Here is a 14298-nt window from a genome sequence, read left to right on the forward strand (position 1 = left end):
TACTAAAACAAAACAGCAATCCGTGAAAAAGTACCTTTTACCCTTACTCTTTTTATTACCTGTGCTGTGTTTTGCGCAGGATAAGCATGTGTTTAGCCTCAGCAAAAACGAGTTTCTGCTTGATGGCAAACCTTTCCAGATCATCAGCGGCGAAATGCATCCGGCCCGTATCCCCCGTGAATACTGGCGCGACCGTATCCGCATGACCAAGGCTATGGGCTGTAACACCATCGCGGCCTATGTGTTTTGGAATTACCATGAGGCTACCCCGGGTGTTTTCGACTTTAAAACAGGTAACCATGATATTGCCGAATTTATCCGCATTTGTAAGGAAGAGGGCATGTGGGTACTGCTGCGTCCCGGTCCGTACGTTTGCGCCGAGTGGGATTTTGGCGGATTGCCATCATGGCTGTTAAAAATTCCCGATATTAAAGTACGTTGTATGGACACCCGTTACATGAGCGCGGTAAGCCGTTATGTGGCCCATCTGGCAGCCGAGGTTAAATCATTGCAATGCACCAATGGCGGCCCTATCATCATGTCGCAGATTGAGAATGAATATGGCAGCTATGCTAACGATAAAACCTACCTGGAGGCCCTGCGTAAATTATGGGTGCAAAATGGCATCACTGTGCCATTTTATACTGCCGATGGCGCTACGCCTTTTATGCTCGAAGCCGGTAATATCGATGGCGCGGCTATCGGTCTTGACAGCGGCACCAGTGATGAGGATTTTGCCCAGGCTACCAAACGCAACCCCAATGTGCCATCATTCAGCAGTGAAACTTATCCGGGCTGGTTAACCCACTGGAAAGAGAAATTCGCCAAGCCTGATACCAATGGTTTGAAGAAAGAGATTACTTACCTGCTTGAGAACCATAAATCATTTAACCTGTACGTAATTCATGGCGGTACCAACTTTGGCTTTACTGCGGGTGCCAACGCGTTTTCGGCTACCCAATACCAACCAGATTTGACCAGCTATGATTACGATGCACCCATCAGTGAGCAGGGGCAGGCAACCCCTAAATACTATATGCTGCGTAATCTCATCAGCAAATACGTAAAATATAAAATTCCGGCTGTACCACAGGCTGCTAAAGCCATCAGCATACCGGCTATTACTTTAAGTCCGTTAACCAGTATCTGGCAGCAGTTGCCTAAACCATTCCTGTCGCCACAGCCGCAGCCGATGGAATATTATGATCAAAACCAGGGCCTGATGCTTTACCGCACCAAACTTATTGGTCATAAAAAAGGTACGCTTACCATTACCGAACCGCATGATTATGCTATGGTTTTTGTAGATGGTAAACTCATCGATACTGTTTACCGCGATGGCGGCAAATGGAACATCAAGATCCCCGAAAGCAGCAGTAAAAACCCGGTACTGGATATCCTGGTAGAAGGCATGGGCCACATTAACTTTGCCCAGTATATCATCGACCGTAAAGGTATCACCGACCGGGTAACCCTCAACGGCATGACCCTGATGGACTGGCAGATCTATCCTTTACCCATGACTGAAGCTTTTATCAAAACATTGAAACCGGCAAAAGCCGAGGCTGATGCCAAAGGCATGTTCTACAAAGGCACGTTTAATCTGCAGGAAACCGGCGACACCTTTTTCGACCTGAGCAATTACGCCAAGGGCATTATTTATGTGAACGGCCATAACCTGGGCAGGTACTGGAACACTGGTCCGCAGCAAAGGCTGTACTGCCCGGCTTCATGGCTTAAAAAAGGCAGCAACGAGATTTTGGTTTTCGATTTCCACCAGAACGAAGCCAAAACCATCAGCGGTAAAACTACTTTGGAGTAGGGGGGAGATAGAAGCAAGAGGTTAGAATCAAGAACCAAGGCTTTTCTTTACCTGTCTGAAATTCGCAGAATTAGAATAAGCAGCAGATATGAAACTTACGAAGTTTTCAAAACTTCGTAAGTTTTGCATAGTGGGTAGGTCTCCGCGCTCCACTCTTCGACGGGCTCAGAATGACACCCTTTTTGTTTTTCTAAATAAATAGGTAAATTCAATACCCAATGACAGACCTTTCGAAAATAAAAGATTCATTGCTAAAAACTCATCCTTTCGCGGAAGAACAATTAGATCAGTTTACTGGTAGGTTAATCTTCCAAAGGTTCAACAAAAGGGAATTTCTACTGAAGTCTGGTCAAATTTCTAAGGGCATTACCTTCATCCTCAGTGGCAGTTTAAGGCTATATAACAAAACAGGAGATAAGGAGTTGACCCTTAACTTTTTTACCGAAAATACCTGGTTAGCCGATTTGGAAAGTTTACTAACACAGCAGTCATCGACCAATTATATCGAAGCATTTGAGGATACCAGTGCAGCGACAATAATGCTTAAAGATCTTCACTGGTTAATGGATAACTATCCGGATTTCCGAATGCTGAATAAATTGCTAACCGGTCTTCATATTTCAACAATGCACCTGGCATCTATCAAAACCAAAAATCCCGATGAGCGTTATCATGAACTATTGACAACGCATCCTGATTGGTTAAACCGTTTCCCGCAAAACCAAATTGCCTCTTACTTAGGCATGGCGCCCGAAACATTAAGCAGGGTAAGGGCAAGACTGAGCTGATTTTCTTGATCGTGGTCAATTGTTAATTCGCCTTATTTAAACCACTTTTATAAAACTAAAAATGGAATGGAAACAATGAAAAAATTGATTGACCATAAAGATTACCAGGGCATAGAACAGGCGCTTACCAATAACCGCAATCTGGCTAATGAAGGTATTCCATATGATAGCGTAAACACCACCCTGGCCCATCCACTGCACCGCCTCTGCGACGGGGTATTTTCCAGAACCTATACCGATGCGGAAGCTGTTGAAATGGCTCGGATATTTTTAGCGCATGGAGCGAATATTAATGGTAATGAGGAGTTGATTGCAAAACAGGATACCCCCCTTGTTGCCGCGGCAAGCCTGCACGCCGACCAGGTGGCTATTTTATATATCGAAAGCGGTGCCGATTTAAATCACGCGGGCTGCCATGGGGGTACGGCTTTACATTGGGCAGCCTGGTGCGGCCGGGCTCAAGTGGTTAAAAAACTGGTAGCGGAAGGCGCGGAGACCAATAAGTTATGTATCGATTTTAAAGCTACACCGCTCTTTTGGGCCGTTCACGGATTAAAGAACGGTGGCGCAACCAGTTCATCCAATTATTTAGAATGCGTCAGGATCTTGGTCCAGGCAGGCGCAGATAAAAACATCCCCAATTGCGATGGGAATATACCTCTCGAATTATTAGATGATGGGGATTGGGAATTGAAAGCATTATTGAAGGATTGACATTAGTGCTTAAGCCTTGAATGGAAATAAATTTGTCATGCTGAACGGAGTGAAGCATCTATTGTGCGATTATACATATATGCTGAAGAAGATCCTTCGTTCCTCAGGATGACAAAAAGCGCTCTTAGCCGCTGGCGCACGCGTGCCGCGTGGGACTCTATACAGCTCTATCAAAAATCAGTTACTTATTTTCCTGTTCCAAAACCGGGATAATAAAGCGGCTAAGCTCTGGTGTGTGGTGTTCTTTTTTCGAAATAGCGCTCATCCTTTGTATCATATCCGGGTGTTGCGCCGCCACATCATTTTGTTCCTGCGGATCTTTGGAAAGATCAAATAGCGACCATTTGTTGTTTCCTTTCAGCATATTTAGCCGTACACCTTTCCAATTACCCAGGCGGATAGCCTGCTGACCATCATATTCGGGAAACTCAAAATACAGGTACTCATGCAGGGTTTGTTGCCCGCGATCAAGTATGGTTGGTAAAATGCTCAGGCCATCTACATCTTTCGGGGTTTTTAATTTGAGCAAGTCGCATAGGGTAGGCATCATATCAATCGTGGCCGATACCAGGTTACTGGTACTGCCAGCCTTTATTTTCCCCGGCCACGATACGATGAAGGGTTCGCGTATGCCACCTTCATGAACATATCCTTTTCCCCAGCCATATTCGCCTTTAAAGGGCCCAGCGCTTTTAAAAAATGTGGGGTCCACGCCCGCATTATAAGCCGGGCCGTTATCGGAGCAAAACATAATAATGGTGTTGTTGTAAACGCCGTCGTCTTTTAGTTTTTGAATGATCTGTCCAACCTGTTTATCCAGCAGGGTGATCATGGCAGCATAGGTAGCATGCGGATAGCGAACGGGGAAATAGCTGCCTCCCAAAAAAGGTTTTTCATCGCCAAACTTTTGGTGATAGTAATCCACCAGTTCTTTAGGCGCCTGCAATGATAGGTGCGGTAATGGCGATGGGTAATACAAGAAAAATGGCTTGTGATGATTGTTATCAATAAACCTTAGCGCCGCCCTGATCAGGAAATCAGGGGTATAGTCCTTTTGCTGATATTTTTCATAGTTTTTTTCATCAAGCGGATCGAGGTCTTTGGGGAATTTTACATCCGGATCAACAATTTTATTATCCAGCGGTACGCGGTTATTGTTTTCCCAAAGATGACCGCTATAATAGGTATGATCCTGGCGCTGACATATAAAACCAAAGAAGTAATCAAATCCCTGGTTGTTAGGCGTGCCGGTGCTCATGGGCGAACCCAATCCCCATTTGCCAACAATGCCTGTGGTGTAACCGGCAGTTTTTAAAACTTTGGCAATGGTAATGGTTGAATCGGGGATGGGATATTGCCCTTCCAGTGTCGGGTTTTTCTCCATTTCCTTAAAGTTCCATACATCACCCCGCTCTTCCCATTCGTGATTACCGCGGATAAAGGCCTTACCCGAGTTTTTACCCGTCATAAGTGAATAGCGCGACGGGGCGCAAACCGGATAGGCATAATGTTGGGTAAAACGTTTGCCATGTTTGGCCAGCTCATCCAGGTTGGGTGTTTCAATTTTTTGCTGCCCGTAGCAACCTAACTCGCCATAGCCCATGTCATCTGCCAGGATGTAAACAATATTGGGTTTTACTTTTAATGTTTTAGGCGATGAGCCTGTTTGTGCCAGTGCGTTAGCGTATATCCCAAACAGTAAAGCGATGATTGTATAACCTCTTTTCATTGGGTTAAAGTTACTGATGATCATTTGCTTAGTTATATACTTTACAAACGTTTGTGTTGCTTTTAATAGGAAGCGAAGCTTGCGTGGTATCCATTCACCCCTACATCGCTGCGCTTGTCGCCCCCTCTCTTCGCTTCGCGCATAGGGGGGCTTTCTTTACTTCTTTTTTCTTTACCCTCTTTCCGCGGCAGGCGAAAATAGGGTGGTCCAGCGAAGCGTAGACCGGTGAGTCGACTATGCGTCATGCTTTCCGAGCTTCCGGAGATTAGTGGTCGTACAATTCACAGGAGCGAAAGTCTTGTGAATGCGGGGTTTAGTTGCCATAAGTAAACGAAAGCCTGGGGGCAATTTCAATATATCCGTTATCTTTAAAATAGGCAACATAATAAGAACCTGAAGGTTTGCCAGATGGTAATGTTAACGTTAGGCTGCCAGATACCAAACCATTGGTATATTGCCAGGCATCGGCATATGTATTAGCGGCGCCGGGTGCTTTGCCGGTTTGATAGATCCCGATCCAGGCTTTGGGATCGGCAGAGCCATTGGCAAAATTCACGGTAATGGTTTCACCGGTTGAAAACTTTGTTTTATTTAAACTAATGTTTGCCTGAGTTGCTGTTGTCTTGATGGAAAAAGTAGTTATAACGCCTTTATGGTCCGAAGGCCATGTTCCTGTTGGCTTGAGAAAAGGATTGGTGTAAATGGCATCTTCGTATCCCTGGCCCCTTACAATGGAGCCCGATGGCCCAAATACGATGGATTCTTTTACGTTTACCCTGTTGTCATTGTCGGCATAATAAATGTAATCAATACGGTCGCGCTCATCGGCATCCGGTGCCCATACCAGTGATGAAAGCCGGGCGCTGGTGTTAAAAGCCGCCCAGGTAAATCCGGGGTATTTTACCGGATCGGGATTTTTAACCCGGTATGAGTCCTTATAACCTGCTCCATATAATTTAACGCTGCCCTGCCAGGGTACAATGGTGCCATGGTGATCAAACAAATCCTTTTGAGCGCTAACCCAATCTAAATGCGAAGGCTCATTAAAATCGCCTCCTAATATAACAATCCGGCCATTGTCCCTTTCTTGTTTGGCATCGTTTACAAAGGCGCTTAGTTCCTCATCCCGGGTTGATTTAAGGTTGGCCGCCAGAACGCTGTCGACGTTTGTAACCGGCGCGGCTATTTTACTAAAAGTTACACCATCATAACCCCGTGGCAGGTAACAGGCGTAGTTGGTATAATCTAAATGGGCCGAGTAAAGGGTAACCTGCGTGGTAGCATTCAGACTAACGGTGGCTTTATCAAAGGCATTGCCGTAAATGTTGGTTTTAAACGAGGCAATAGGGTATTTTGATACAATGCCAACATTGTTGTCATAAAATGAATAAAAAGTATAGCCTTTTGCTTTTAAAGCCGCTACAACGCGTTCATCAAACTTGGTACTGTTATAATTCCGAACTTCACTTAAGGTAATGAGATCGGCTCCTGACTGAATAATGGCGTCAACGATACCATCAAAGCCTCCCGTCACGGATGTGCCTTCCTGCCAGATATTTAATTGTAAAACTTTTAACGTAACGGAGTCGGCCGCCGCTGCCAGGGTTGTTTGATGTTTAACCGGGGCATCGTCTGTTGAAAAATAGGATGATGCCTTTTTGCAGTTTAAAAGTAAGAGTGCTGAAAGCAATGGGATTAGGTAGCTTTTTTTCATTTGAGTAGTTTGATTTAGATGCAAAATAATATGTTCCTTATTTGGATAGTATTATTTTGATATTATATAATTTATCCGTGTTTATCTTGGTTTCTGGCAGTCCATGAGGGTACAAAAATTTATGATGCCCTTGGGTTTTACCTGCTTCTGGCTACGTTAAAATTACTGATCGTTATTTATTAAAATAGGTATTTAACAAACGTTTGTGTAAAGATTGAAGAGTTGTAGCAACCCGTTTTCGGTTAATGATGTCTAATTTTCGGCTTTGAAACCGGATATGGATAGTATTTTAGTAATAGGCTCAAACGGGCAGATAGGTACCGAACTGATTGATGCCTTAAAGGTAACCTGGCCCGCCTGCCAGGTCATTAGCTGCGATATAAGACCACGCGAGCAGTTAAAGGGCGACGTGTTTGTACAAGCCGATGTTAATGACATAGAGCGACTGAAAACGTTTTTTGAGCAGTACCGGATCAAACAGGTGTACCTGCTTGCTGCGCTTTTATCCGCCACCGGCGAAACCAAACCCCGCTACGCCTGGGATCTTAACATCAACGGTTTGTTGAATGTGCTTGATCTGTCGGTAGCTTACCGGGTAGAAAAAGTTTTCTGGCCAAGCTCTATCGCGGTGTTCGGTCCGGGGTCGCCGAAAGATGATACCCCGCAGTTTGGCGAAAAAGATCCGCAAACGGTTTACGGCTTCAGCAAGCTGGCCGGCGAGCATTGGTGCAATTATTACCGCGAAAAGTATGGGCTGGATGTACGCAGCATCCGCTATCCCGGCCTCATCAGCTGGAAAGCCGCGCCCGGCGGAGGTACTACCGATTACGCCGTACAGATATTTCACGATGCCATAGCCACAGAAAGCTATCAATGCTTCCTTTCGGCGGATACGCGCCTGCCCATGATGTATATGGATGATGCCATCCGTGGTACTATCCAGCTGATGCAAACTCCATTGGAAAAACTAAAAGTATTCCGCTCGTATAACCTGGCTGGCTTTAGCTGTACCCCGGCCGAGCTGGCAGTGGAGATTAGCGAACATATCCCAGGTTTTACCATCGGCTATCTCGAAAACGACCCACGCCAGCAAATAGCCGATAGCTGGCCGCGATCAATTGATGATAGTGAGGCCCAAAAAGACTGGAACTGGCAGGCCCGGTTTAACCTGAAAGCCATGACCGGCGACATGATCAAACACCTGTTGGTTAATAATTATTGAGTTAGTGAATTAGTGATTTTACTTTTCAGACTTACGAAGTTTTTAAAACTTTGTAAGTCTGACATTTCGAAGAACTATACCTTATCATAATCCCGCAAAAACTTTTGTATAGTTACAGAAAGGCAAACAGCCCGCTTCTCTTTTACCAGAGAAGCGGGCTGTTTGATTAATAACTAAGGAAACAAAAACCGATACTTTTTAAAGTTTTCAAAACACGTTAAAATCGTGTTGTAATTTGTTAAAAATGATAGAATCGAATTTTTCCGACTGTTTTTTAATCCGTTTTGCCTCTTTTTTGATCAGAAATTTGTTAAAATTTAAGGTTTAAAAAGTTTTCCTCCATCATTTCGGCTGACTTTGGGTAGTGGTTACCATCTGCATAAATTTATCTTCGGAAGCCATGTATTTTTCCAGTAGCGTAAATTGGTTGCGGGCCCTTACCAGGTTATGGCCGGGATAGCTGGAGCCGTAGTAAATATCATTGTTGAGGTAATCGGTCAGGAAACGGATGGCCTGCATATAGATCATGAATTTGCCCGAATACACAAACAGTTCACGCTCGCCCTCGGTAAGGTTGGTGTTCATTTCTGATAGGTAGCCTTCTACAATGGCCGCGAAAAAATCTTCGCGCACATCAATCAGGGAAAGGTCCTGCTCTTCCTCGTTGGCAGGGGAGAGGTAAGTGCGCATCATATCGCCCACATCGCTGATGTAGTAACCCGGCATCACCGTATCCAAATCAATGACACAGAGGCCCTTATGATCGGTATTAAACAAAATATTACTGATCTTGGTATCGTGGTGAACAACACGCAGTGGTATCAGCTGATCATGCATAATGGATTGGTGCACATCGGCAATATCCCGGTGCCTGAAGGCCTGGTCGATGGTATCACTGGCTTCCGCTAATCGCTCGCTACCTGCATTTTTTACTACCCGCTTAAAAGTTTCAAACCGGCCAGATAGATCATGGAAACCGGCCAGGGTGTAATGCAGGCCACTTACATTAAAGCCGGCCAGCAAATTGGTGAACTTGGCAAACTGGCGGGCCGCTTCAAAAGCCTCATCGCGGGTTTGTACTGTATTGAGGGTAATAGAGTTTTTGATAAATGGAAACAGGCGATAATATTCATCATCGGTATACTTAACCATATAATCGCCGGTTGTGGTAGGCAGGGATGCTACAAACAAATAATCGGGATAACGCTTTGATAAATACTGATCTATCTTGTTGGTGTTTTCGGCTATATGTTCTGGCGTTTTAAAAACGTTTTTATTGATCTGCTGCAATATAAACTCGTTATCGTTTTTTGAACCGGTTATTTTCCAGGTTCGGTTGATCAATCCTTCACCAAATTTTTCGATATGATAGTCATGTGCGATAAGGCCAAAGGATTTTAGAATAACATCAAACATTTACTAAGTTTTTTAAGGTTTTTTGAATGCTTAAACCAAACCTAATTAATAAACTTCTAAACTTTTCACGCAAACGTTTGCCTGTTTTTTTTATTGACAAGCCTTTAAGATAGGTTCAAAATGAGTGTCTGATTTGAATGGTGTAATATTTACAATTTCACTGGCTGTTGCGGACCTTGTTTTCTACCAGTTGCGACTCTACTATCACGTTGTAATAGGCCTGCACCTCGTCGGATGATTGGTCTTTACGCGCCAGCAGATCCAGTAAAATATCGGCAGCTTTTTGTCCCTGGAGATGGGGGAATTGCTCAACCGAGGCCACCGGTGCATAGTCCATATAATTAATGATGGGTAAATTGGCGTAGCTTACAAATTGCAGGTCCTTATCCAGATCGATACCCAGGTCGCGGGCATGTTTGATGGCGTATAGGGATACATAATCATTAAAGGTAACAATAGCTGTTGGCCGGCGTTTGTGATCCAGCAGGCTGTTCAATGCCTCACGGGTACCTTCTTCTGTTAAATTACAGCCTACAATTAACGAAGGATCAAACTTTAGCCTGTTTTTGGTCATGGCTTTAATATAGCCTTCCTTGCGCTCGCCGCTGGCAGCCAGGGTAGCGGGCCCGTTAATAAGGCCGATGCTGCGATGACCTTTTTGCAGCAGATAGTTTACGGCTTCAATACTGCCTGTTTCCATATTGCAGGCCACATAGTGTATGTTTTTTATGGGTGGTATACGGTCAAAAAATACCACAGGGATGTTAAAGCGCTTCAGCATATCAAAATGAGCGAATGACGAGGTAGTTTTGGCTACAGATATCAGCAAGCCATCCACACGGGAGTTTTTCATTTTTTCAACCAGCTGGATCTCCTTTTCCTCGTTGTCATGTGATTGGGCTATCAAAACGGTATAGTTTCTTTTATAGGTAGTATCTTCAATAGCGCTGATAGCCGCAGAAAAAAAGGCTTCGGCCAGTTCGGGAATAATAACACCAATAGTATAGGTTTTGCCTTTTTGGAAAGATATAGCATTCTGGTTAGGTTCATAGCCCAGTTTTTCGGCCAGGGCCTGCACTTTTATTTGGGTAGTAATACCAATGGTTGGGTGTTTATGCAGAGCCCTTGAAACTGTTGATACAGAAACATTAAGAATTTTCGCGATTTCTTTTATGGTGGCTGGTTTTCCGGTCATTATCAGTTTTAGTAATCATTAAAATTAGTAAAATGCTTTTAAACTGGCAATTTAAGCGGGGATTTATTGAAAAAGTTGCCTGCTTCACCAACGTAAAAATACCGTTTATGTCCACGCAAACGTTTGTTTCTGGTTATTGCCTAATTAGTTTTTTTAGCTGCAAATCATAAATAAACAAAGCAAACCCGGCATATAAATACCGGGTTTGCATCAAAATATAGGAACCTGTTAAATACGCTCCTGCAGGTTGATGGATACCGTATCGCCAACGTCTTTACCAATAAGCTTACGCAGATCGGCTTTGATAGGTAATTTGTGCGTACCATCACCCAGGGCCATAAAAGAGCTCTGGAAGGGATGCCCGTCAACCGTGGCCTTAACCTTTACCAGACCGCGGGTGCCAAAAAAACTTACTGAATCTGGCCAGATCAAATAAGTCCAGCCGCCTTTATTTGGGCTTTTCAACAGCGTAGCTGTGAATTGTTTATTTAAAGCGCTCATACTGTATTATTTAAATTGTTTCATACAAAGTTAGGTTGACGCATCATAAAGCGTTAGGGCTAAACACGACATTTAAAGATAGTTTTGCGACATCATTAAATGTTAAAGACATTTAGCGTTTTGAGCGTATAAATACTCATTTTTTGTATTAGGTATTTATACGCTTAGAGGGGTAAATATTAAATGCCAGGTTTGTATAGCGATAGGGACTAAGAAAAACAGCCTGCAAGACTGTGGTCTTTTTCCCTGTTAAGTTAAAAAAACACCAACATTTTTTAACCTTACCACTGTGGCCATTTATAACGAACTTCTTTCTTCCTCGCAGGAAATAATCAATATCCAGATAGTTATTGATACGGATGCCATTGTTGCCGATTATCCTAATCCAAGTAAAAACCCCACCGATCCAAGTGGTTTACCGCACAATTATATGTATTTGGTGGCTACCAGGAGCGATGTCATTACCGGGTCGGGCACGGCAAATCTGAATATAAAGGCCAATATTGGTGATATCATTCGCTGGCATGCTGTTTCTGAAAACAGCAATTTCGACTCGGCTGTAGTAATTTACAGTTTGGCCCAGTTTGGGGGCACTACGGTATTTAATAACCTAACGTTCAGTGTTTATACCAGGCAGGGAATTTTACCCGTAGATAGCGCTGCGCTTCCGGTAGATTTTTCGGCGCAGAATTTTTGGTTTAACCAGGCTAATGTGATCAACACCGGAACAGAATACTATACTGTTCAATTCGCGTTATATGTTCGCCAGGCAGATCATGCCGATCCGGTATTGTTTGGCTATTACTACTGGAATCCAACAGTCACGGTACAACATTAATAGTCCAACAGCCCCGCTTTTGTGATATTATTGATGTGTTATGTCTACTCATGGGCTATTATCCTTCCGTGGGGCTACCATATTGACACATCACGAAAACAATCAACAGGTAGCTCCTACGGAGCATCGTAACTTGTGTACACACGGTAGGCAGTGGGGAGGGAATTAAAAAAACTTTTGCTTTTATCATAGCCCTGAGAGGCTAAAAGTGGGTTTACATAAAAACACGTTTTATGATGGAAAAACAAATTTAATAAATTGATTATCAATTAGTTAAATTGAATGTTAACCCTGAAAAGTGTAAACCATGTAAACCCACTTTTAAGGAGATAACCTGCTTTTTTAAGGATTATTGACCTGGAGTTGTTTATGTACGAGCAAAATATATCATCATAAAAAAACGGTAACGCTCAACGGGAAATCTTTACATGTCTTCGGGAATTCTGTCCATTCCGTAGCCTGCCCAAAAACCTCAATTTTGGGTCAACAAAAACGAAATAAAATATAACAACATGAAAACTTTCCCAATCCCAACCAGAGAGCAGGTATCACCAGCAAACCAAACTATATTTGATAACCTTACTAAATTGGTTGGTCATGTACCCAACCTGTTTGCCGCATTTGCCCATTCAGACAATGCTTTGGGTAATTATCTTACCCTGCAAAACGGTAAATCATCTTTACGTGGTAAAGAGCGCGAGGTGGTTAACCTGGTGGTTAGCCAGGTAAATAAATGTTTATACTGTTTAAGCGCCCACACGGCTTTTGGCAAAATGCAGGGCTTTACCGATGAGCAGGTGTTGGAAATACGCAAAGCCGAGATCAGCTTTGATCCGAAACTGGATGCGCTTGCCAAACTGGTAAAAAGTATTGCTGAAAATCAGGGCCATGCCGATCAGCAATTAGTAGAAAACTTTTACGCGGTGGGTTATAATGAAGGCGGTCTTGTTGATGTGGTGATGGCTGTAGGCGATAAAATCATCACCAATTATCTGTTTGCCCTTACCCAGGTACCTGTTGACTGGCCTGCTGTACCTGCACTATAATGTGCTGATTAGTTATTTAAGTTATAGGGAAGCCCGGATTTTGTAAATGTCCGGGCATTTTTGTGAATTAGATTTCAGTCAGAAAACCACCATCCATTGAGATGCAGCATATTGGGATTAATTAATAAATTTGGAATTATGGCCGATCGTCCACAGCAACTTACGGAAGCGTTTACACTAATGGTTGACCAACATTTGGATGATCTTATTCATCACCGTGCAACAGAAATGTGGGAAATAGAGCAATTTGCCGATTTGTTGCATGTACATCCTATTCATTTAAGTAACACGATAAAGGATGCAACCGGGGTATCGCCTTGCGGCATTTACCAGGCACGGATAGTAAAGATAGCGAGGCAATTATTGGCTGATAAGACCTATACTATTCGGAATATTGCTTTAACACTGGATTTTGAGCCATCTCAATTCACCAAATGGTTTCGGCGTTTTAATGGAGTTTCGCCAAAAGAATACCGGAAAAATCATTTACTTAAATCATGACCATTTTGTAGGTTTCGTTATCTCCAATTTTGTAAAAAGAGTTACGATGGATTTAACAAACGCAGAAGTGCTGATCACTGGAGGAAGTGACGGCATTGGAAAAGGGCTTGCGGCACGTTTGATGGCGGCAGGTTGTAAAGTAATGATTACCGGTAGAAATGCAGCAAAACTGGAAGCTACCGCTATAGAACTGCCAGGTTTGCTTACTTATAGAAGCGATATAGGCAATGCACAGAATAGAGAAGAACTGGCAGAGCATGTTAACCAGGTTTTACCAGGATTAAATATTTTGGTAAACAACGCGGGTATCCAGCGCCGGATTGCTTTGGCCGCCGATACTGCGGGATGGGACGAGAGACAGCAAGAGATTGATATTTTACTTTCCGGTCCCATCCATCTGAACCTCTTGCTTACTCCCTTAATATTAAATAACGGAAAAGATGCGTTGATTGTTAACGTTACTTCGGGCGGGGCATATATACCGCAGGCTTTCGCGCCGGTTTACAGTACCTGTAAAGCGGCTTTACATCATTATACGATTACCTTGCGGCACGCTCTATCTGCTACCAGATGCCGGGTTGCCGAATTGATTCCGCCCGCAGTACAAACATCTCTTGCGGGCCCGGGTTTAAATCATGGCGCATCACTTGATGAGTTTTGCAACCATGTGTTTACCTCCTTATTCATAAGTGATTAGGAAAATGTTGGTTTTGGCCCGACAGCAATTCTCAGGGTAGAAATCAATGGGCAGTTGCAATCTGATCTATTTTTAATCAGCGCATCAAGATTTCCTGTTGATCTGTATTAAAATA

General features: G+C 43.5%; 13 protein-coding genes. 8 read left to right on the forward strand and 5 right to left on the reverse strand.

The genetic code is table 11. From position 1 onward, the window contains the following. Window positions 1–22 precede the first annotated feature (22 nt). From FHW89_RS25990 to FHW89_RS26000, 3 genes are all read left to right on the forward strand, one after another. Window positions 23–1822, forward strand: a complete 1800-nt coding sequence (locus FHW89_RS25990; RefSeq protein ID WP_172337966.1) for a beta-galactosidase — start codon at window positions 23–25, stop codon at window positions 1820–1822. A gap of 218 nt (window positions 1823–2040) precedes the next feature. Beyond that, window positions 2041–2610 (forward strand): Crp/Fnr family transcriptional regulator, encoded by a 570-nt coding sequence (locus tag FHW89_RS25995; protein ID WP_172337967.1) that lies wholly within the window; start codon window positions 2041–2043, stop codon window positions 2608–2610. A gap of 75 nt (window positions 2611–2685) precedes the next feature. Beyond that, a complete protein-coding gene (locus FHW89_RS26000) occupies window positions 2686–3324 on the forward strand; it encodes an ankyrin repeat domain-containing protein (protein WP_172337968.1) in 639 nt (212 codons plus the stop codon). Between the two features lie 181 nt (window positions 3325–3505). Here the strand turns inward: FHW89_RS26000 and FHW89_RS26005 are convergent, their stop codons facing one another. Together FHW89_RS26005 and FHW89_RS26010 are read right to left on the reverse strand one after the other, a co-directional pair. After that, the gene (locus FHW89_RS26005; RefSeq protein ID WP_172337969.1) at window positions 3506–5053 is read right to left on the reverse strand and encodes an arylsulfatase; all 1548 of its coding nucleotides are present in this window, start codon (window positions 5051–5053) and stop codon (window positions 3506–3508) included. 313 nt (window positions 5054–5366) lie between these two features. Next, complete coding sequence (locus tag FHW89_RS26010; RefSeq protein WP_172337970.1) at window positions 5367–6767, reverse strand: endonuclease/exonuclease/phosphatase family protein; 1401 nt, start codon at window positions 6765–6767, stop codon at window positions 5367–5369. Window positions 6768–7044: 277 nt separating this feature from the next. Between FHW89_RS26010 and FHW89_RS26015 the strand changes: the two genes are divergently transcribed. Beyond that, window positions 7045–7989, forward strand: a complete 945-nt coding sequence (locus tag FHW89_RS26015) for an NAD-dependent epimerase/dehydratase family protein (RefSeq protein ID WP_172337971.1) — start codon at window positions 7045–7047, stop codon at window positions 7987–7989. Between the two features lie 342 nt (window positions 7990–8331). Here the strand turns inward: FHW89_RS26015 and FHW89_RS26020 are convergent, their stop codons facing one another. The 3 genes from FHW89_RS26020 to FHW89_RS26030 all read right to left on the reverse strand — a co-directional run bounded on the left by FHW89_RS26020 (window position 8332) and on the right by FHW89_RS26030 (window position 11101). Continuing rightward, complete coding sequence (locus FHW89_RS26020) at window positions 8332–9405, reverse strand: phosphotransferase enzyme family protein (RefSeq protein WP_172337972.1); 1074 nt, start codon at window positions 9403–9405, stop codon at window positions 8332–8334. A gap of 157 nt (window positions 9406–9562) precedes the next feature. Beyond that, a complete protein-coding gene (locus FHW89_RS26025) occupies window positions 9563–10600 on the reverse strand; it encodes a LacI family DNA-binding transcriptional regulator (protein ID WP_172337973.1) in 1038 nt (345 codons plus the stop codon). 228 nt (window positions 10601–10828) lie between these two features. Further along, on the reverse strand, window positions 10829–11101 hold the full coding sequence (locus FHW89_RS26030) for a DUF1905 domain-containing protein (RefSeq protein ID WP_172337974.1): 273 nt from the start codon (window positions 11099–11101) through the stop codon (window positions 10829–10831). A gap of 289 nt (window positions 11102–11390) precedes the next feature. Here FHW89_RS26030 and FHW89_RS26035 point away from each other — a divergent pair, with 289 nt between their 5' ends. The 4 genes from FHW89_RS26035 (at window position 11391) to FHW89_RS26050 (ending at window position 14183) form a co-directional block, all read left to right on the forward strand. Continuing rightward, the gene (locus FHW89_RS26035; RefSeq protein WP_172337975.1) at window positions 11391–11939 is read left to right on the forward strand and encodes an inclusion body family protein; all 549 of its coding nucleotides are present in this window, start codon (window positions 11391–11393) and stop codon (window positions 11937–11939) included. Between the two features lie 512 nt (window positions 11940–12451). After that, a complete protein-coding gene (locus FHW89_RS26040) occupies window positions 12452–12985 on the forward strand; it encodes a carboxymuconolactone decarboxylase family protein (protein WP_172337976.1) in 534 nt (177 codons plus the stop codon). A 138-nt stretch (window positions 12986–13123) separates the two neighbouring features. Continuing rightward, on the forward strand, window positions 13124–13486 hold the full coding sequence (locus FHW89_RS26045) for a helix-turn-helix transcriptional regulator (protein WP_172337977.1): 363 nt from the start codon (window positions 13124–13126) through the stop codon (window positions 13484–13486). A gap of 46 nt (window positions 13487–13532) precedes the next feature. Next, complete coding sequence (locus FHW89_RS26050; protein ID WP_172337978.1) at window positions 13533–14183, forward strand: SDR family NAD(P)-dependent oxidoreductase; 651 nt, start codon at window positions 13533–13535, stop codon at window positions 14181–14183. Window positions 14184–14298 lie beyond the last annotated feature (115 nt).

The organism is Mucilaginibacter sp. SG564 (genome assembly GCF_013149275.1).
GTDB lineage: Bacteria > Bacteroidota > Bacteroidia > Sphingobacteriales > Sphingobacteriaceae > Mucilaginibacter.

Excerpts from the sequence above, each read along its gene's own strand:
- FHW89_RS25995 (WP_172337967.1), top strand. The coding sequence starts at position 2,041 with ATGACAGACCTTTCGAAAATAAAAGATTCATTGCTAAAAACTCATCCT.
- FHW89_RS26000 (WP_172337968.1), top strand. The coding sequence starts at position 2,686 with ATGAAAAAATTGATTGACCATAAAGATTACCAGGGCATAGAACAGGCG.
- FHW89_RS26005 (WP_172337969.1), bottom strand. The coding sequence starts at position 5,053 with ATGAAAAGAGGTTATACAATCATCGCTTTACTGTTTGGGATATACGCT.
- FHW89_RS26010 (WP_172337970.1), bottom strand. The coding sequence starts at position 6,767 with ATGAAAAAAAGCTACCTAATCCCATTGCTTTCAGCACTCTTACTTTTA.
- FHW89_RS26015 (WP_172337971.1), top strand. The coding sequence starts at position 7,045 with ATGGATAGTATTTTAGTAATAGGCTCAAACGGGCAGATAGGTACCGAA.
- FHW89_RS26020 (WP_172337972.1), bottom strand. The coding sequence starts at position 9,405 with ATGTTTGATGTTATTCTAAAATCCTTTGGCCTTATCGCACATGACTAT.
- FHW89_RS26025 (WP_172337973.1), bottom strand. The coding sequence starts at position 10,600 with ATGACCGGAAAACCAGCCACCATAAAAGAAATCGCGAAAATTCTTAAT.
- FHW89_RS26030 (WP_172337974.1), bottom strand. The coding sequence starts at position 11,101 with ATGAGCGCTTTAAATAAACAATTCACAGCTACGCTGTTGAAAAGCCCA.
- FHW89_RS26040 (WP_172337976.1), top strand. The coding sequence starts at position 12,452 with ATGAAAACTTTCCCAATCCCAACCAGAGAGCAGGTATCACCAGCAAAC.
- FHW89_RS26045 (WP_172337977.1), top strand. The coding sequence starts at position 13,124 with ATGGCCGATCGTCCACAGCAACTTACGGAAGCGTTTACACTAATGGTT.
- FHW89_RS26050 (WP_172337978.1), top strand. The coding sequence starts at position 13,533 with ATGGATTTAACAAACGCAGAAGTGCTGATCACTGGAGGAAGTGACGGC.